The following is an 18637-nucleotide window of genomic DNA, read 5'->3' on the forward strand; positions in this document are numbered from 1 at the left end:
ATTATTCCGCTGAGATCTGCGCCAACAGAGCGATCAATCGAGTGTCTTCTCCCACGGCTGCCTTGAGTTCAAACAGCACCTGGGGGTATTGCGTGCGCAGTTCCTGCACCAGCAGTGGCAGGTCTTCGCGCGCATGGCGCCCCACGCCCAGGAACATGGGTACCACCGAGATGTTGGTGATACCTAGCGCAATAAGCTCCAGGCAGACGGTGGGCAGGTCGGGGGTGCTCAGCTCCAGGTAGGCACAGCGTACGGCCAGTTCGGGCTGGCCTTTCAGCAGTTGGGCCGCCACCGCCTCCATGGGCTTGTGCCACAGGGGGTCGCGCGAGCCATGTGCAAATAGAACTACGGCGCGTTGTTGGGGAATGCTCATCGCTTGAGGACCAGCCAGCTAAAGGCCGTGAGTGAAAGAATGGAGTAAATCAGCCCCGGCAGGGCCGCGGTAAACCAGGGCTGCCAGCCCTGCAGCGTGCCCAGGTCGCTGAGCACATTGTTGAGCAGCACAAAGCTGATGCCGGCCATCACGCCGCCAAACACATAGCTGGCAATGCCGCCGGCCCGGAAGTGAAAGTAGGCAAAGGGCAGGGCCAGCACCACCATCACCAGGCAGCTCAGGGGATAGAACACCTTCTTCCAGAACTGCACTTCGTACTTTTGCGCCGACTGGTTGTTGGAGCTCAGGTGCTGCATGTACTGGAACAGGTCAATCGTGCCCATGCGCTCGGGCTTGAGCACGGCCGCGGCCACCATCTCGGCCGTGACCCCGGTGGGCCATCGAAAGCTGTCGGAAATAATGCGCTCCACCCGCGCCGCCTTGGTGTCGGCGGAGGTGAACTCGGTGCGGTCCACGGTGTGCAACAGCCAGTCATCGTGTTCGCCGAACTGGGCGGTCTGCCCCTGGGTCATGGAGACCAGGTGACCCTGGTTGTCAAATTCGAAGATGCGCACTTCCTTCATGGTGCCGTCGCTGGCCAGCGCACCCACATTCACCGCGTAATTGGCGTAGGGCTGCTTTTCCTTCAGCCAGGCCCCGGTCTTGCCGACCGTCACCTGGCCCTGAAACTGTGCCTTGAGCAGCTGCGCCGTCTTGTCGGCCAGTGGGGCCAGGTAGTCGCCCACCGCAAAAGTAAAGAGCACGAACAGCAGGCCCAGGCTCAGCAGGATGCGCAGGGCGCGCCAAGGCCCCAGTCCACTGGTGCGCAGAATGGTGAATTCCGAGCTTTGCGCCAGGCGCGCCATCACAAAGATGGTGCCGATCAGCACGGTGATGGGCATGAGCTCGTAAACATGGCTGGGCATCATCAGGCCGATGTAGATCAGGGCCTGGGGAATGCGGTAGCCAATCGAGCCGATGTGGTTGACCGACTGCAGTTCCTCGACAAAGTCAAAGAAGAAGAACAGCGCCACAAAGCCCAGGGTGACCAGGCCCACGGCAATGAGCACCTCGCGGAACAACAGGCGGCGAACGGTCTTCATGCCTTGGCCTCCCCGGGGCTGGTTGCACGCTTGCGCAGACGCAACACCCAGTTGTTGTTGCGCTTGGCCAGCCACAGCAGGCTCAAGACCAGGGCGCCGCCATGCAGCACCAGCAGGTAGGGTCCGAACTGCACCTGGCCCGACTCGACCCAGCTTTTGCCCAACACCAGAAAGTTGAAATACGCCACAAAAATCAGGAAGGCAAAGCCCAGGTTGGCGGTGCGGCCCACACGCGGATTGGTGCCGGCCGCGGCGATGCCAATCACGATGAAATTGAGGGCGGCCAGCACCAGGCCAATGCGCCAGGACAGCTCTGCCAGATTCTTGGGATTGGGCTCGCCCAACAGCTCCTGGGTCGTCAAGGAACTGGCCGGGATGTAGCTGCGTGCGGACACATCGTCGCCGCCCACGCGGGCACCATAGCGCTCAAACATGCTCACCGTCAGTTCGGGCTTGCCGCTGGTCTTTTCCAGGCGCTGGCCGTTTTCCAGCACCAGCATTTTGTCGGAGCCCATGATCTCTATATGGCCGCTGCGTGCCGAGGTGACAGTCTCCTTGCCCTGCTCATAGGTGGCGATGAAGACGTTGTTGCCCACCTGCTTGTTGTCCGAGTTCTTTTCGATAAAGAAGACGCGGTCGCCATTGGCCGATTCCTGGAACTGCCCGGGCTCGATGCGGGCAATGTCGCCGCGCTTCTCGTAGCGGTCGCGCAGGTCCTCAATGCGGCCAAAGGCCCAGGGCAATATCAAAAATGCCAGCACGGCAATCACCACCAGAATCGGCCAGGCGAAGCGGAACAAGGGGTTGAGCAGCGAGGCCAGGCCGCGCCCGCTGCCAAACCAGATCACCATCTCGCTGTCCTTGTACATACGGGTGAGCACGCTCAGAATGGCAATGAACATGCTCATGGACAGAATCGTGGGCATGTCGGAGAGCACGGTATAGCCCATGATGATCATCACATCGGTGGGGTTGAAGGTGCCGCGCGAGGCTTCGCCCACGGTGCGGATCAGCGTCATGGTCATGACCACGGTGGCCAGTACGACCAGCGTGGCCCCGAAACTGCGGGCTAATTCTTTGCGGATAGAGGAATGGAATAACATTGCGTGAACGTAGATAGGCGAATTATGAACTTTGAATTGAAGCCCCTGAGCCTGGTCGAAGCGGCCAGCGAAAAATGCGACGCACTGCTGGTGCTGGTGTCCGATGCCCACAAGCCCGCCAAGGACGGCTTCTCCGCATTGGTAGCCCGTGCCCTCAAGGACGGTGATGCCCATAGCAAGGCGGGCAAAATATTGGCCCTCTACAAGACCCCATTGTCCCAGGCTACCCGGGTGGTGATCGCCGGGGTGGGTGATGGCAGCGCCAAGCAGGTACGCGCTGGCGTGGCCGCAGCCCTGGCCAGTGTCAAGTCGGACAAGCTCAAGTCGCTGGTCGTGGCCTTTGCCAGCCCGGCCTCCGAGCCCGCCCTGCGTGCCGCCGTGTCTGCCGTGGCCGATGGCAGCTACAGCTACACCACCACCAAGTCCAAGCCGGAAGCGCGCGTACTGCAAACCGTGTTGCTCGCCACCGGCAATGCCGCTGAGCTGAAGGCCGTCTTCGAGCGCGCCGTGGCCGTGGTTGCGGGGGTGGAGTTGGCCAAGGAATGGGCCAACCGCCCGGCCAACCACGCCACACCCACTTTGTTGGGCAAAGCAGCACAGGCCCTGGCCAAGCACGGCAAGATCAGCTGCGAGGTGTTGGGCCCCAAGGAAGTGGCCAAGCTCGGCATGGGCTCCTTCATGGCGGTGGCCCAGGGCTCAGACGAGCCCTTGCGCTTCATCGTGCTGAAATACAGCGGTGCCGCCAAGAGCGTGGCGCCCACCGTGCTGGTGGGCAAGGGCATTACTTTTGATTCCGGTGGCATTTCCATCAAGCCCGCGGCCGAGATGGACGAGATGAAGTTCGACATGTGCGGTGCGGCCAGCGTGCTGGGCACCTTCCGCACCCTGGCCGAGCTCAAGCCCGCCATCAATGTGATCGGCCTGATCCCCTCGTGCGAGAACCTGCTCAATGGCCGCGCCGTCAAGCCTGGCGATGTGGTGACCAGCATGAGCGGGCAGACCATCGAGATCCTCAACACCGATGCCGAAGGCCGCCTGGTGCTGTGCGACGCGCTGACCTATGCCGAGCGCTTCAAGCCGCGTGCCGTGGTGGATATCGCCACCCTGACAGGCGCTTGTGTGGTGGCCCTGGGCAGTGTGCGCAGCGGCATGTTCTCCGCCAACGTGGCATTGGCCGAGGCCCTGAGCACTGCGGGTGACGTGGCGCAGGACCTGTGCTGGCAAATGCCGCTCGATGACGAGTACGCCGAAGGCCTGAAGACTTCTTTTGCCGATGTGGCCAATGTGGCGGGCCGCGCGGGCGGTGCCATCTCGGCAGCCAAGTTCCTGCAACGTTTTACCGACAAATACCCGTGGGCGCATCTGGACATCGCCGGTAGCGCCTGGAAGAGCGGTGCCGCCAAGGGCGCCACCGGCCGCCCTGTGGGTCTTTTGGTGGAGTACCTCTTGGCCACTGCCAACGCGCCTTCTTCTGCCAAGTAGCCCGGCCTCTGAGACTGTGACCGACGTCGCCTTCCACTTTGGAGCGCCTGACCGGCTGGCCTACACCTGCAGACTGCTGCGCAAGGCCACGGCCACGGGCGTGCGCCTGCTGGTGCGCAGCAGCCCGGCCGAGGCAGCGGCGCTGGACGCTGCCCTGTGGGCCCTGTCGCCCACCGACTTCATCACCCATTGCGATGCCGCGGCAGCCGATGCCGTGCGCAGCCGTTCGTCTGTGCTGCTGGTGCAGGCCGGCGACGCAGAAGAGGCGCTGGACACCCGCTTCCCGATACTGGTGAACCTGGCCGACGATGTGCCGGAAGACTTTGAGCAGTTTCAGCGCGTGATTGAGGTGGTCAGCACCGATGAGCAGGACCGCAGCCTGGCCCGCGTGCGCTGGAAGCAGTACACCGAACGTGGCTACACCATCACGCGCCACGACCTCAAGGCCCGTGGAGAGGGCGCATGAGCAGCCGCCCGCCGCCGCGCTACCTGCCCACGCTGACCGAGGTGGTGGACCCGCGAACGGTATCGCTTGCTGCATCGGCTCCGATCTCCGATCCGGCGATGGCACAGCCGGTTGTGGCACCTGTTACCGAGCCTTTTGCCGAGCCTTTCGCCGAGCCTGTGCCGGAGCCAGCTTTTGCCGTTGCCCCGCCACCGCACGCAACACCGGCCTCGCAGGAGCCCACACATAACGCAACGCCAAGCTACAGCGCAGCTCCGGTGTCCGCAGCACCTGACAAGCAGGCGCTGGCTCAGCAACTCATCAAGCTGGTAAAGCCCCAGTTGGAGGCGGAGCTACGCAATATTGCGCAGGAACTTTTCGAGGCCCAGTTCAGTGCCTTGCTGCCCTCCATGCACCTGCATATTGAAGAGGCCGTGCGCGAGGCCATTGAACAGGCCTTGCCCGAGCCGCCCGACGCGGTGAATTGACGCATTTGATTTGCAGTGCAGGGCAAAGTCGCTCTCGCTTGATGCTAGAATACGAGGCTCTGGAGCGGTGGATGAGCGGTTTAAGTCACACGCCTGGAAAGCGTGCGTGGGGTTAAACCCACCGCGGGTTCGAATCCCGCCTGCTCCGCCAGAAATAGGTTCTCAACGGTTTCCAACCGTGTCAGTAGAATCCCTGAAAGCCCTAGTTTCCTTGTGAAGCTGGGGCTTTTTTGTTGGTTCGCTATTTCCCGGTCTGGATCATCTTCATGGCCGTAGCGATCAGCGTGGACACCTCGCTCATATTGCCGGGGATGATCAGCGTGGTGGTGGCGTCGCTGGCTACCTTGCTGTAGGCCTCTACCGCGCGCTCGGCCACCTTGAGTTGCACGGCCTGCTCGCCACCGGGCAGGCGGATGGCGGCCGCAATGCGCTCAATGGCACCTGCCGTGGCGTCGGCCACGGCGGTGATGGATGCGGCTTCGCCCTGGGCCTTGTTGATCACGGCCTGCTTCTCGCCTTCGGAGCGGGCAATGAAGGCTTCACGTTCACCGGTGGCGATGTTGATCTGTTCCTGACGGCGGCCCTCGGAGGCGGCAATCAGGGCACGCTTCTCGCGCTCGGCCGTGATCTGCGCCTGCATGGCATGCAGGATTTCTTTGGGTGGTGTGAGGTCCTTGATTTCGTAGCGCAGCACCTTCACACCCCAGTTCAGCGCAGCCTCGTCAATGGCGGCCACCACCTGGGCGTTGATGATGTCGCGCTCCTCGAACGTCTTGTCCAACTCCAGCTTACCGATCACCGAGCGCAGGCTGGTCTGGGCCAGTTGCGAGATGGCCACGATGTAGTTGCTCGATCCGTAGCTGGCGCGCATGGCATCGGTCACCTGGAAGTACAGAATGCCGTCCACCTGCAGTTGCGTGTTGTCGCGCGTAATGCAGACCTGGCTGGCAATGTCCAGCGGAATTTCCTTGAGCACATGCTTGTAGGCCACCCGATCGACAAAGGGCACCAGGATGTTGAGGCCGGGTGTGAGGGTGCCGTGGTATTTGCCCAGCCGCTCGATCACCCAGGCGTGCTGTTGGGGCACCACCTTGATGCTGCGGGTGACAAAAATAATGGCGATAACCAGCAAGAGAATTGCGATTTCCATGGTGTTTCCTGGGTTGAATAAAAAGGGTCAGGCCTTGTCGACCAGCAGGCGGTTGCCCACCAGCTCGGCCACACGGTGCGGCCCTGTGCTGGGCGACACGCCCGGGCGGTGAATGGCCGTCCAGCGGGCGCCGCGGTAATGCACGTCGGCCGTGCCATCCGGGTTCCACAATTCGATCTGGATGGTTTCGCCAATGTCCAGATTGACATTCGCATTGGCTTGGGCGGGTGCCTCCTGCTGGCGGCGCCCGGTCTGGCGCAGGTGCCAACCTACTACGGCGCCTCCACCCACCACGGCCGCGGTCACGATCTGTGTGGTCATGCCGTAGCCCAGGTGGGCCGCCACGGCAGCCACCGCAAAGCCGATGGCCAGCATCAGCAAATAAAAGGTGCCGGTGAGCAGCTCCACGGCAACTGCGCCGCCGGTAGCCAGCCACCAGAGGGTTGATTCAGCCATATCCGCGTACTCCGTGTGTTGATGACGCCACATTGTGGGCCAAAAGGTTTGCACTGCAACAAATCCCACACTTTTAGTACTTACACTCGCGGCTATTTGCTACGAATCTGCCCGTCGTTGGAGGCCCTGCCATGAAGTTCCGTTTCCCCATCATCATCATCGATGAAGACTTTCGCTCCGAGAACACCTCGGGCCTGGGCATCCGTGCCCTGGCGCAGGCCATTGAATCCGAGGGCTTCGAGGTGCTCGGCGTTACCAGCTATGGCGACCTGAGCCAGTTTGCCCAGCAGCAGTCACGTGCCAGCGCCTTCATCCTGTCCATTGATGACGAAGAGTTCACACCCGGGCCGGACCTGGACCCGGCTGTGCTGAACCTGCGCCACTTCATTGAAGAGGTGCGGCGCAAGAATCTGGACGTGCCTATCTACGTGTACGGGGAAACCAAGACCAGCCGCCACATTCCCAACGACATCCTGCGCGAGCTGCACGGCTTCATCCACATGTTTGAGGACACGCCCGAGTTTGTGGCGCGCCACATCATCCGCGAGGCCAAGAGCTATCTGGAAGGCGTGCAGCCGCCGTTCTTCAAGGCCCTGCTGGACTATGCCGAAGACGGCTCATACTCCTGGCATTGCCCCGGCCACTCCGGCGGCGTGGCCTTTTTGAAGAGCCCGGTGGGCCAGATGTTCCACCAGTTCTTTGGTGAGAACATGCTGCGCGCCGACGTCTGCAATGCGGTCGAAGAATTGGGCCAGTTACTGGACCATGACGGCGCCATTGGTGCCAGCGAGCGCAATGCCGCGCGCATCTTCAATGCCGACCACTGCTTCTTCGTCACCAACGGCACCAGCACCTCCAACAAGATGGTCTGGCACCACACGGTGGCACCCGGCGACGTGGTGGTGGTGGACCGAAACTGCCACAAGTCCATCCTGCACAGCATCATCATGACCGGTTCCATCCCCGTCTTTTTGAAGCCCACGCGCAACCACTTCGGCATCATCGGCCCCATCCCCAAGGAAGAGTTCGAGATCGCCTCCATCCAGGCCAAGATCCGGGCCAACCCCCTGCTCAAGGGCGTGGATGCCAAGAAGGTCAAGCCACGCGTGCTGACACTCACCCAAAGCACCTACGACGGTGTGCTCTACAACACCGAGACCATCAAGAACATGCTGGACGGCTATGTGGAGAACCTGCACTTTGACGAGGCCTGGCTGCCGCACGCGGCCTTCCACCCTTTCTATGGCAGTTACCACTCCATGGGCAAAAAGCGCGCACGTCCTGTGAACGCCATGGTGTATGCCACCCAATCCATCCACAAGCTGCTGGCCGGCATCAGCCAGGCCAGCCATGTGCTGGTGCAGGACTCGCAGACGGTCAAGCTCGACAGGCCGCTGTTCAACGAGGCCTATCTGATGCACACCAGCACCTCGCCGCAGTACAGCATCATCGCCAGCTGCGATGTGGCCGCTGCCATGATGGAGCCACCCGGTGGCACCGCGCTGGTGGAAGAAAGCATTGCCGAGGCGCTGGACTTCCGCCGCGCCATGCGCAAGATCGATGAGGAATACGGCGACGACTGGTGGTTCAAGGTCTGGGGCCCTGAGAAGTTTGCCGAAGAGGGCATAGGCCGGGCCACCGACTGGATCCTCAAGGGCGAAAGCAAGGCGGCCAAATCGGTCAAGGTGAACTGGCATGGCTTTGGCAAGATGGCCACCGGCTTCAACATGCTGGACCCGATCAAGGCCACCATCGTCACCCCCGGCATGGACCTGAACGGCACCTTTGCCAAGACCGGCATCCCAGCCAGCATCGTCACCAAGTTTTTGGCCGAGCACGGCGTGGTGGTGGAGAAGACCGGCCTGTACAGCTTCTTCATCATGTTCACCATCGGCATCACCAAGGGCCGCTGGAACAGCATGCTGACGGCCTTGCAGCAGTTCAAGGACGACTACGACAAGAACCAGCCTATGTGGCGCATCCTGCCGGAGTTCTGCCAGAAGCACCCGCGCTACGAGAAGATGGGCCTGGCCGACCTGTGCCAGCACCTGCACGCCCTGTACGCCAAGTACGACATCGCGCGCCTGACCACCGATGTCTACCTGAGCGACCTGACCCCGGCCATGAAGCCCAGCGATGCCTACGCCCACATTGCCCAGCGCAAGACCGAGCGCGTGGAGATTGACAAGCTCGAAGGCCGCATCACCGTGGGCCTGGTCACACCGTACCCGCCCGGCATTCCGCTCCTGATTCCCGGTGAAGTGTTCAACAAGAAGATCGTGGACTACCTCAAGTTTGCGCGCGAGTTCAACACCCGCTGCCCGGGCTTCGAGACCGATGTGCACGGCCTGGTGGAAGAGCTCGATGCCGATGGCAAAGTGCATTACTTTGCAGACTGCGTGCGCGAGTAGGGGCGGCGTGCCCAAATAGCCGTGGTTTCACCGGCTTTTCGGGCTTTAAGGCGCTGAGGCTGCCGGGAAAATCCAGCAACGGCAGCTTCCATGTGGATGACTTTGCCGCCTATATAAGCAAAGGTCGTTGCGCACCATGAATGATTCAGCTGCCATATTGGGCCAGCAAGGCGGTTTGGAATACCTGGGCCTGGCGCCCTTTTTGCGTGCCAGCATTGCAGGGGCAGACCTGCGTCAGGCTACGCAGCAGATGCTGCAGGAGCTCGCCGAGGACAGCAGCAACCCCAACCTCCTGATGAACCTGGCCATCGCGGTGCAGTGCCTGAACCAAAAGGAGCTGGGCTTGGGGTTCATGCAGGAAGCACTGTCCCTGCAAGCCACCTATGTCCTGCCGGCCCGGGTGCAGCCCGCACGGCTGCGCCTGCTGGTGCTGGCAACCCAAGGCAGCATCCAGGCCAATACGCCGCTGGAGTGTTTGCTGGAGGTGTCCGATATCGAACTGGTGCTGCATTACATCGAAGCCGGTGAGCACATGCTGGCCGATGTGCCAGCGCATGATGTGCTGTTTGTCGGCATTTCGGATTCCGACGCCAACCGCCCCTTGCTCAAAGCCTTGCAGAAGCAGCTTGAAGGCTGGAGCCGTCCGGTGCTGAACGCGCCCCAATACATTCCCCACACCGGGCGGGACCAGGCCAGCAGCCTGCTCAGCGGAATTCCGCAGCTGTTGGCGCCACCGACTGTGCGCGTCTCAGTGGCCGACCTGTATGCGCTGGTGATGGGGCAAACCGGAGAATCGCAACTTGCCGGCGACTGCAGCTTTCCCATCATTCTGCGGCCCGTGGGTTCGCAGGCCGGGGCAGACCTGCAAAAGATTGACAACGCTGCCGAGGTAGCCCACTACCTGGCCGGGCTGGAGGACACCGAATTCTTCCTGGCCCCGTTTATTGACTACAGCGATGCCGAAGGCCAGTTCCGCAAGATCCGTATCGCCTTCATCAAGGGCCAGGCCTTTGTCTGCCATATGGGTATCTCATCCAACTGGATGATTCACTATGTGAACGCGGGCATGTACGAGGACGACTGGAAGCGCCAGGAGGAAGCCCGCTTCATGCGGGACTTTCCGGACTTTGTGCAAAGGCATCGGGCCGCGCTGGACACTATTTGCCAGCGCATGCAGCTGGACTATCTGGTGATGGACTGCGCCGAAACCCGGGACGGAGAGCTGCTGCTGTTTGAAATCGACCATGGCGGCGTGGTGCATGCCATGGATGTGGAACAGATTTTTCCCTACAAGAACGAACACATTCACAAGGCCCAAATGGCGTTTCGGGAACTGCTGTACGGCCTGCTTCCCCGGACGGTATCGGCCGGGCTTTGAAAATATCCAGAAAATAGTCCTCAAGATTGCTTCGGAACTTCCGAAGATGAGGCTATGGCTACCGTTTCGTCCACCCAATCGCAACCCAGCTTGCCTCAGGTTCTGGTGCCTGTGGCAGTGCGGCCGGATGTGGGGGCGGTTGCGATCGAGGTGAAAACGGGTGCAATGGCAAGCGATGCCAGCAAGCCTGAGGTGCAGAGCAGCACCAGCAAGACCATCAAGCAAGCGGCCAAGGCCCTTTCCAAGGAAGAACTGGCCAGCCAGGTGCAAGATCTGCAGGCGAAGATGGACAAGCTGAACCCGGCGCTGGCCTTTGTGGTGGACCAAACCACGGGCAAAGCCTTGATCCAGCTGACGGACAGGGCCACCAAAGAGGTAATCCTGCAGTTCCCCTCGGAAGCCGCCCTGCAAATTACCCGGGCCTTGGACCGTTTTCAAAAGGGTCAGCTGGTTAGTCGTACGGTTTAGTGTGCGGAAGCGTGGAAAGACATAAAAAAGAGCGCCCAAGGCGCTCTTTTTTTTGGCTGTGTGACTTCAAGCGTGCAGCAGATTGAGCTGGCGCGCAATGATGTCATGGTTGAGCCACAGCACCGGGCCGGTGGGCGCCGAGGACTCGCGGAAGATCAGTGGGCCGGTGGCTTCAATCACCAGTCCACTGAGCAGGTCAGTCACCAAGGCCTTGCTGTCGCGGTGCATTTTCTGCACCTCGTCCGAGGTGCCAATGGTCAGGTCGGCCTGCAACTGGCTGTTGGGCATGGGCCAGGCAGCGAAGTTGCGGAAGGGCAGCATGACCGGGTTGCGCTGGAAGTCCAGCACCTTGTCCAGCACCTGCTCCAGCGTGATGCCGTCGGCCAGCAATGCCTGGCTGGCTTCGAACTGCGCCTGGGCCCAAGCGCCACCGTTTTCCTTCTTGAGGGCGTTGAGCAGCGGGATCAATGGCAACTCCACGCCGGCAAAAATGTCGGACGAGTTGGTGCGGATTTCCGGGCAGTTGTAGACGGTGGCCTTGATGCCCCGGCTCCACGCTTCCTCGGCAATGCGCTCCAGGCGCATCTTGGCCAGGCCCTGGGTGTAGTTGGTATAGGTCTGCCAGTGGTAGCTGCCGTCAATCAGGATCTCGGTGCCGTGGTAGCCATAGGCCGAATAGCGCACCTGGGCTCCCGAGCCTTCCGCACGGGCGCGGATGGCGGCGCTGGCTTCAATCAGGTGCCCGAAGGTGTTGGCCGACACTTCATCAAAATTTTTCAGGATCAGCTTGCCCAGGTCGCTGTCCAGCAGCGTTTGCGAGGACATGAAGCGCTCGCCACGGCCCTTGTACACGCGGTTGGCAATGGCCAAAAACACCTTGGCCTTGGGAATGCCGCCGGCCATGGTGTGGGCAAAAAATACATTGCGGCCTGCGGGAATCATCTCGCCCAGGGTGGCCATCACCTCAGCCAGCGCATCGGTGAAGCGCTTGACGCCAATGGCCTGGCACTTGTCGATATGGGCCCAGTCTAGTTTGTCCTCGGTCCAGGTCTTGAGGGTGAGGGCGCCCAGCAGGTCGGTGGGGGTGGGCTCACCGGCGGGCGCATCGGCATCAAAGCCGGCCATCAGCGGCACATTGATGATCGTGCCGCCCAGTGCCAGTTCGGCTGCAGTCAGTTCCTCCGCGTTCAGAGGGCGCAGCGCGTTGCCGGCGTCGCGTCGGCCCACGGTGATGCCGATGATCTGCATGCCCGCCTGACGCGCTTCATTCACCAGGCCATTGGCGTAGCCGCGTCCAAAGAGTTCGCCAAACAGCACGAACACGTCGCCTGCCTTAAAGATGTTCTGTTGGGGAAGTTGGTGCAAAGGGATAGGTGTGTTCATGTCTGTATTATTACTTTTCAATTGGTGCAGTCGGCCTTACTCGGCCTCGCTCGACTTAGTCAGCCGCAACGGCGCCCATGGTCTTGCTGTGGCCGCCGTCCACATAGGTGATTTCAGCGGTAATGCCGCTGGCCAGGTCGCTCAGCATGAAGGCGGCCACATTGCCAACCTCTTCGATTGTCACATTGCGGCGCGTGGGTGCGGCCGCTGCCACGTAGTTCAGTAGCTTGCCAAAGTCCTTCACGCCGCTGGCGGCCAGCGTTTTGATCGGGCCGGCGCTGATGCCATTGACGCGGATGGCGCGGCCATCGGGCATGCAGCCCACAGCCTCGGCCAGGTAGCGCACCGAGGCTTCAAGAGATGCCTTGGCCAGGCCCATGGTGTTGTAGTGCGGAATGATGCGTTCGGCACCCAGGTAACTCAGGGTCAGCAGGGCGGCCTTGTCGTTGAGGTAGGGCAGGGCGGCTTTGGCCATGGCCGGAAAGCTGTAGGCGCTGATGTCATGGGCCACCTTGAAGCTCTCACGCGAGAGCCCGTCCAAAAAGTTGCCGGCAATGGCTTCACGCGGCGCAAAGCCGATGCTGTGCACAAAGCCGTCGAAGGTGGGCCAGCTGGCAGACAGGTCTTTGAAGAGTGCGGCGATCTGCTCATCGCTGCCCACATCGCAATCAAACACCAGTTCAGATTCGAATTCCGCTGCAAACTCGGTGATGCGCTCCCGGAAGCGCTCTCCCGCATAGCTGAAGGCCAGCTCGGCCCCTTGTTGGCGGCAGGCTGTGGCAATGCCATAGGCAATGGAGCGGTTCGAAAGCACGCCGGTAATCAACAATTTTTTGCCAGCTAAAAAGCCCATAGGTCCTCGGGAAGATTGCATTGTCTGGTGCAGAATTGTCGCATGCGTCTTTTGCTGTCCATGCTGCTCTGTGTCTGTGCCTTTCCCGGCTGGGCCGCGCACGGGTATGCCCTGTGGGACGACTTCAAATACGCCCCGGGCTTTGACCACTTCGACTACGTCAACCCAGCTGCCCCCAAGGGGGGTGAGCTGCGCCTGGTGAGCAACCTGCGCGTGTCCACCTTTGACAAGTACAACCCCTTCACCATCAAAGGCTCGGCCCCGGCGTATCTGAGCAGCCTGATGTTCGACACCCTGCTCACCGGCTCCCTGGACGAAACTGCCACCGCTTACGGCCTGCTGGCTGAGGACGTGCAAGTGGCGCCGGACCGCTTGAGTGCCACGTTTCGCCTGCGCGCCAACGCCCGTTTCCACAATGGCGACGCGGTGCTGGCAGCCGACGTGAAGCACAGCTTTGACACCCTGAACGGCCCGCTGGTATCGCCCAGCATCCGCAGCAATTTGGAGGACGTAGCGGGCGTGGACGTACTGGATACGCGCACCGTGCGCTACCGCTTTAAAAAACCCAACCGCGAGCTACCGCTCACCGTGGGCGGCCTGCCGGTGTTCAGCCAGCGCTGGGGTCAGGGCAAGCCCTTTGACCAGGTGGTGATGGACATCCCCATTGGCAGCGGCCCCTACAAGATCGGCCCGGTGAACTTTGGCAAAGACATCACCTACGTGCGTGACCCATCGTACTGGGCGCGGGACCTGAGTGTGCGCAAGGGCACGGCCAACTTTGACCGCATCACCGTCAAGATTTACAAGGACAACACGGCCAAACTCGAGGCCCTCAAGGCGGGCGAATTTGACCTGATGCGTTTTTTCTCGGCCGGTGACTGGGCCCGGCGCGTCAACGGTCGCAAGTTCGACACCGGCGAGCTGGTCAAGGCCGAACTGCCGCACCGCCTGCCCACCGGTTTTCAGAGCTACGTGCTCAATACCCGCCGCCCGCTGCTGCAGGATGTACGCGTGCGCCAGGCCCTGGGCCTGGCCCTGGACTACGAGTGGATGAACCGCCAGATGTTTTACGGCGCCTACCAGCGCGTGCAGGGCCTGTTTGGCAACACCGACTGCCAGGCCAGCGGCGAGCCGGATGCCGCGCAGTTGGCATTGCTGCAACCCTGGCGCAGCAAGATTCCGGACGCAAGCTTCGGCCCCATGGCCACAGCACCGCGCACCGATGGAACCAACAGCCTGCGCGGCAACCTGCGCCAAGCCCAGCAACTGCTCAAGGATGCGGGCTGGGAATACCGCGACGGCGCCCTGCGCAACAGCAAGAATGCGGTGCTGGAGTTGGAGATGCTGGACAGCAACGAGGGCGGTGCCCGCGTGGTCAGCCCCTGGGCGCGCAACCTGGAAAAAATTGGCGTGAAGCTCAACTTCCGCACCGCTGACTTCTCGCTCTACCAGCAGCGCCTGCAGAAGTTTGATTTCGATATCGTCTCGCTGGCCTATGGCGGCACCAACAACCCCGGTCAGGAATTTGCCGACCTGTTTGGCAGCAAGGCCGCCACACAGGAAGACTCGGGCAACCACAGCGGCATCCAGAGCCCGGCGGTGGATGCGCTCATCACCGCGATGGTGAGCGCCAAATCCAAGGCCGAACTGCTGCCCGCCTGCCGCGCGCTGGACCGCTTGATTGCCCATAGCCACATCCTTATCCCCCAATGGTCGGCCTCCACCCACCGCATGGTCTTTAATGCCTGGCGCCTGGCCAAGCCGGACACCGTGCCTCCGTATTCCCCGGGCGAGAGCTGGGCCATTGAAACCTGGTGGGCACGCTGATGGCGGCCTACATCCTCAAGCGCCTAGCGCTGATGCTGCCCACGCTGTTTGGCGTGCTGTTCCTCACCTTTGTGGTGGTGCAATTCGTGCCCGGTGGCCCGGTGGAGCAGTATCTGGCCGAGGCCAAGGCCGGCAAGGGCACCAGCGCCGAAGGGGGTTTGAGCTACCGCGGCTCGCAGGGCGTGGACCCCAAGCGCATTGAACAGGCCAAGGCCTTGTATGGGTTTGACAAACCGGCCCCCGAGCGCTTCTGGCGCATGCTGCAGCAGTTTGCGCGCTTTGACCTGGGCACCAGCTTCTTCCAGAACCGCGCCGTCTCGCAACTCATCTGGGAAAAGCTGCCGGTGTCCATGAGCCTGGGCCTGTGGACTTTTTTCCTGAGCTACCTGGTGGCCGTGCCGCTGGGCGTGGCCAAGGCGGTGCGCGCCGGCAGCCGCTTCGACTTTGTCACCACGCTGCTGATTCTGGTGGGTTATGCCATTCCCGGCTTTGTGCTGGGCGTGGCGCTCTTGGTGGTGTTTGGCGGGCAGTTGCAGTGGTTCCCCCTGCGCGGCCTGGTATCGAGCAACTGGGAGCAGATGGCCTGGGGGGCGCGCATCGTCGATTACCTCTGGCACATCGCCATGCCGGTTACGGCCATGGTGCTGGGCAGCTTTGCCGTGACCGCCATGCTGACCAAGAACGCTTTTTTGGAAGAGATCCGCAAGCAGTACGTGGTGACGGCCCGGGCCAAGGGCCTGTCCGAGCAGCGCGTGCTGTGGAAACATGTGATGCGCAATGCGCTCATCCCCATCGTCACTGGCTTTCCGGCGGCGTTCATTGGCGCCTTCTTCACCGGCTCGCTCTTGATTGAGACGCTGTTTTCGCTCGACGGCCTGGGGCTGCTCAGTTACGAGAGCGTGATCCGGCGCGACTATCCGGTGGTGATGGGTACGCTGTTTTTATTCACGCTGATCGGGCTGGTGACCAAACTCATCTCCGATCTTTGCTATGTCTGGGTGGACCCGAGGGTACGTTTTGACTAAGCCCACCGCATCCCTGTCACCCACGCGCCGCGCCTGGCTGCGTTTCAAGCGCAACCGCCTGGGCTTTGTGAGCCTGGTGCTGTTCTGCACCCTGGTGCTGCTGAGTTTGGCCGCCGAACTGGTGTCCAACGACCGGCCGCTGCTGGTGGTCTACCAGGGTCAGGCCTACTGGCCGATTGCCCGTGATTATCCGGAAACAACCTTTGGCGGCGACTTTGCCACCCCCACCGACTACCTGGACCCTTTCATTCGCCAAAAGCTCGCTGAGCCCGGCAACTGGGCCGTTTTCGCACCCAACCGCTACGGCCCCAAGACGCTGAACTACTTTGCCAAGTTCCCCAACCCGGCACCGCCCAGCGCCGACAACTGGCTGGGCACGGATGACCGGGGGCGTGACCTGTTGGCCCAGCTGATTTACGGCTTTCGGGTCAGCGTGCTGTTTGCACTGGCCCTGACGGTGACCGGAGTGGCCCTTGGCGTGCTTACCGGCGCAGTACAGGGGTTTTTTGGCGGCAAGATTGACCTGGCCTTTCAGCGCTTCATCGAGATCTGGGGCTCCATGCCGGAGCTCTACTTGTTGATTATTTTCAGCGCGGTGTTTGCGCCCAGCGTGGCCCTGCTCTTGGCCTTGCTCAGCCTGTTTGGCTGGATGGGCCTGTCGGACTATGTGCGTGCCGAATTCCTGCGCAACCGGCAGATGGACTATGTGCGCGCCGCCCGCGCGCTGGGCGTGTCCAACTGGAAGATCATCACCCGCCATGTGCTGCCCAACAGCCTGACACCGGTGGTGACCTTTTTGCCCTTTCGCATGAGCGGCGCCATCCTGGCCCTGACCTCCCTGGACTTTCTGGGCCTGGGTGTGCCGCCCGGCACGCCTTCCTTGGGTGAGTTGCTGTCGCAAGGCAAGAACAATATCGACGCCTGGTGGATCTCCATTGCCACCTTTGCTGTGCTGGTAGTCACCCTGCTGCTGCTGACCTTTATGAGCGACGCCCTGCGTGACGCCGTGGATCCGCGAAAGGCTGAGCAATGAGTTTGCTGGAAGTCCGCGATTTGGACATCGCCTTTGGAGATCAGGCCGTGGTGCATGGCGCCAGCTTTTCGCTGGCAGCTGGCGAGAAGCTGGCCCTGGTGGGCGAATCTGGCTCGGGCAAGACGGTGACGGCGCTCAGCTTGCTGGGCTTGGCTGAAGGTGCCCAGGTGAGTGGCCAGGTCTTGTTTGATGCTGGCGCCATTGCTGGCGCACCACAGGCTGACGCAGCTGGGCTTGCTGAGGCAAAGGCAGGCTCGGCTGGTACTGCGGTCGACCTGCTGCGCCTCGCGCCACGCGCGCTGCGCGCCATCCGCGGCCAGGACATTGCCATGGTGTTTCAGGAGCCCATGACGGCGCTCAACCCCTTGTTCACCATAGGCGAGCAGATTGCCGAGGTTTTGCAGCTCAAGATGGGCCTCTCAAAGCGCGAGGCCGTGCAGAAAAGCATCAGCCTGCTGGCCGACACCGGAATCGCCGAGCCCGAGCGCCGCGCTGGTGCCTTCCCGCACCAGCTCTCAGGCGGCCAGCGCCAGCGCGCCATGATGGCCATGGCCCTGGCCTGCAGCCCCAAGCTGCTGATTGCCGACGAGCCGACTACTGCCCTGGACGTGACGGTGCGCCAGCAGATTCTGGATTTGCTGGACAGCCTGCAAAAGAAAATGGGCTTGGCTGTGCTCCTGATCACACACGACCTGAACATGGTGCGCCGATTTGCAGACCGGGTGGCGGTAATGGAGCGCGGCCACATCGTAGAGCTTGGGCCGGTGGCCGATATCTTCGCCAACCCCGCCCATGCCTACACGCGCAGCCTGCTGGCCAGTCGCCCGGTGCGCAACGTGGTGGCAGCCAAGCCCGAGGCCGAAGAAGCCGTGGTCACCAAGAACCTGCGCGTGGGTTACCCCATTCCCAAGCCAGGCTTTGCCGGCTGGTTTGGACGGGACGAGTTTGTGGCCGTGCAGGGGGCCGACCTGTGCCTGCGCGCCGGGCAGACGCTGGGCATTGTGGGCGAGTCGGGGTCTGGCAAATCTACGCTGGCTTTGGCCGTGCTGGGCTTGTTGAAATTTTCCAATGAAGTGCACCTGTTCGGACAGGCCTGGGGGCAGGGCAGGGCGCTGGACCTGCATATGCGCAGCCAGTTGCAGGTGGTGTTTCAGGATCCGTTTTCTTCGCTCTCGCCGCGCATGACGGTGGAAGAAATTGTGGGCGAGGGTCTGTCGGTGCATGCGCCTGAATTGGTACCTGCCCAGGTGCGTGAGCGTGTCATTGCCGCCCTGCAGGAGGTGGGCCTGGAAGATGCCCAGTTCCCTGGCCTGCTGCAGCGCTATCCGCACCAGTTTTCCGGCGGCCAGCGCCAGCGCATCGCCATTGCCCGCGCGCTCATCGTGCAGCCGCGCGTGCTGGTGCTCGACGAGCCCACCAGCGCGCTGGACGTCACCATGGCCCAGCAAATTTTGCAGCTGCTGCAGCGCCTGCAGGCCGAGCACGGCCTGGCCTACCTGCTCATCACCCACGATGTGGACGTGATCCGGGCTATGGCACATCGCGTATTGGTCATGAAAGACGGCCGCATCGTGGAGCAGGGTCCGGTGCAAGCGGTGTTCGAATCGCCAGAGCAGCCGTACACCCGCAGTTTGCTCGCCGCCACCGCGTAATTCGTTA

The 18637-nt window shown here is 61.9% G+C and carries 17 protein-coding genes and 1 tRNA gene; 11 read left to right on the plus strand and 7 right to left on the minus strand.

Annotated elements, in window-relative coordinates; translation table 11 throughout:
- Position 1: 1 nt before the first annotated feature.
- The 3 genes from DIC66_RS01490 to lptF are packed head-to-tail and all read right to left on the minus strand — an operon-like array spanning position 2 to position 2579.
- Positions 2 to 373, minus strand: a complete 372-nt coding sequence (locus DIC66_RS01490) for a sirohydrochlorin chelatase (protein ID WP_117173338.1) — start codon at positions 371 to 373, stop codon at positions 2 to 4.
- Positions 370 to 1476, minus strand: a complete 1107-nt coding sequence (gene lptG / locus DIC66_RS01495; RefSeq protein WP_117173340.1) for an LPS export ABC transporter permease LptG — start codon at positions 1474 to 1476, stop codon at positions 370 to 372. The genes DIC66_RS01490 and lptG overlap by 4 nt, the downstream gene beginning before the upstream one ends.
- Complete coding sequence (lptF, locus tag DIC66_RS01500) at positions 1473 to 2579, minus strand: LPS export ABC transporter permease LptF (RefSeq protein ID WP_117173341.1); 1107 nt, start codon at positions 2577 to 2579, stop codon at positions 1473 to 1475. Before lptF ends, lptG begins: the two co-directional genes overlap by 4 nt.
- A 24-nt stretch (positions 2580 to 2603) precedes the next feature.
- Here lptF and DIC66_RS01505 point away from each other — a divergent pair, with 24 nt between their 5' ends.
- The 4 genes from DIC66_RS01505 (at position 2604) to DIC66_RS01520 (ending at position 5145) form a co-directional block, all read left to right on the plus strand.
- Entirely contained in the window at positions 2604 to 4061 is a 1458-nt protein-coding gene (locus DIC66_RS01505; protein ID WP_117173342.1) for a leucyl aminopeptidase, read from the plus strand.
- 16 nt (positions 4062 to 4077) lie between these two features.
- Positions 4078 to 4527 (plus strand): DNA polymerase III subunit chi, encoded by a 450-nt coding sequence (locus DIC66_RS01510; protein WP_117173344.1) that lies wholly within the window; start codon positions 4078 to 4080, stop codon positions 4525 to 4527.
- Positions 4524 to 4994, plus strand: a complete 471-nt coding sequence (locus tag DIC66_RS01515; protein WP_117173345.1) for a hypothetical protein — start codon at positions 4524 to 4526, stop codon at positions 4992 to 4994. The genes DIC66_RS01510 and DIC66_RS01515 overlap by 4 nt, the downstream gene beginning before the upstream one ends.
- 61 nt (positions 4995 to 5055) lie before the next feature.
- Positions 5056 to 5145 (plus strand) — tRNA-Ser (locus tag DIC66_RS01520).
- A gap of 90 nt (positions 5146 to 5235) precedes the next feature.
- On the opposite strand, the gene DIC66_RS01525 is transcribed toward DIC66_RS01520, so the two are convergent.
- Positions 5236 to 6144, minus strand: a complete 909-nt coding sequence (locus tag DIC66_RS01525) for an SPFH domain-containing protein (protein ID WP_117173347.1) — start codon at positions 6142 to 6144, stop codon at positions 5236 to 5238.
- Between the two features lie 27 nt (positions 6145 to 6171).
- The gene (locus DIC66_RS01530) at positions 6172 to 6600 is read right to left on the minus strand and encodes an NfeD family protein (RefSeq protein WP_117173348.1); all 429 of its coding nucleotides are present in this window, start codon (positions 6598 to 6600) and stop codon (positions 6172 to 6174) included.
- A 131-nt stretch (positions 6601 to 6731) separates the two neighbouring features.
- Here DIC66_RS01530 and DIC66_RS01535 point away from each other — a divergent pair, with 131 nt between their 5' ends.
- The 3 genes from DIC66_RS01535 (at position 6732) to DIC66_RS01545 (ending at position 10857) form a co-directional block, all read left to right on the plus strand.
- Entirely contained in the window at positions 6732 to 9011 is a 2280-nt protein-coding gene (locus DIC66_RS01535) for an arginine/lysine/ornithine decarboxylase (RefSeq protein WP_117173349.1), read from the plus strand.
- A 136-nt stretch (positions 9012 to 9147) separates the two neighbouring features.
- Entirely contained in the window at positions 9148 to 10389 is a 1242-nt protein-coding gene (locus tag DIC66_RS01540; protein WP_117173351.1) for an ATP-grasp domain-containing protein, read from the plus strand.
- Between the two features lie 165 nt (positions 10390 to 10554).
- Positions 10555 to 10857, plus strand: a complete 303-nt coding sequence (locus DIC66_RS01545; RefSeq protein WP_233505741.1) for a flagellar protein FlaG — start codon at positions 10555 to 10557, stop codon at positions 10855 to 10857.
- Positions 10858 to 10923: 66 nt separating this feature from the next.
- Here the strand turns inward: DIC66_RS01545 and DIC66_RS01550 are convergent, their stop codons facing one another.
- Together DIC66_RS01550 and fabI are read right to left on the minus strand one after the other, a co-directional pair.
- Complete coding sequence (locus DIC66_RS01550; RefSeq protein ID WP_117173354.1) at positions 10924 to 12240, minus strand: enoyl ACP reductase FabMG family protein; 1317 nt, start codon at positions 12238 to 12240, stop codon at positions 10924 to 10926.
- 55 nt (positions 12241 to 12295) lie between these two features.
- Positions 12296 to 13093: an enoyl-ACP reductase FabI gene (gene fabI / locus DIC66_RS01555; protein WP_117173356.1), complete on the minus strand. Its 798-nt coding sequence runs from the start codon at positions 13091 to 13093 to the stop codon at positions 12296 to 12298.
- A gap of 42 nt (positions 13094 to 13135) precedes the next feature.
- Here fabI and DIC66_RS01560 point away from each other — a divergent pair, with 42 nt between their 5' ends.
- The 4 genes from DIC66_RS01560 to DIC66_RS01575 are packed head-to-tail and all read left to right on the plus strand — an operon-like array spanning position 13136 to position 18630.
- Positions 13136 to 14920 (plus strand): extracellular solute-binding protein, encoded by a 1785-nt coding sequence (locus DIC66_RS01560; RefSeq protein ID WP_117173358.1) that lies wholly within the window; start codon positions 13136 to 13138, stop codon positions 14918 to 14920.
- Complete coding sequence (locus DIC66_RS01565; protein ID WP_117174108.1) at positions 14920 to 15945, plus strand: microcin C ABC transporter permease YejB; 1026 nt, start codon at positions 14920 to 14922, stop codon at positions 15943 to 15945. The genes DIC66_RS01560 and DIC66_RS01565 overlap by 1 nt, the downstream gene beginning before the upstream one ends.
- A complete protein-coding gene (locus DIC66_RS01570) occupies positions 15911 to 16978 on the plus strand; it encodes an ABC transporter permease (RefSeq protein WP_117173360.1) in 1068 nt (355 codons plus the stop codon). Before DIC66_RS01565 ends, DIC66_RS01570 begins: the two co-directional genes overlap by 35 nt.
- Complete coding sequence (locus DIC66_RS01575) at positions 16975 to 18630, plus strand: ABC transporter ATP-binding protein (protein WP_117173362.1); 1656 nt, start codon at positions 16975 to 16977, stop codon at positions 18628 to 18630. The genes DIC66_RS01570 and DIC66_RS01575 overlap by 4 nt, the downstream gene beginning before the upstream one ends.
- The last annotated feature ends 7 nt before the right edge of the window (positions 18631 to 18637 follow it).

It is taken from the genome of Rhodoferax lacus (assembly GCF_003415675.1).
In the GTDB taxonomy this organism is placed as follows: Bacteria; Pseudomonadota; Gammaproteobacteria; order Burkholderiales; family Burkholderiaceae_C; genus Allorhodoferax; species Allorhodoferax lacus.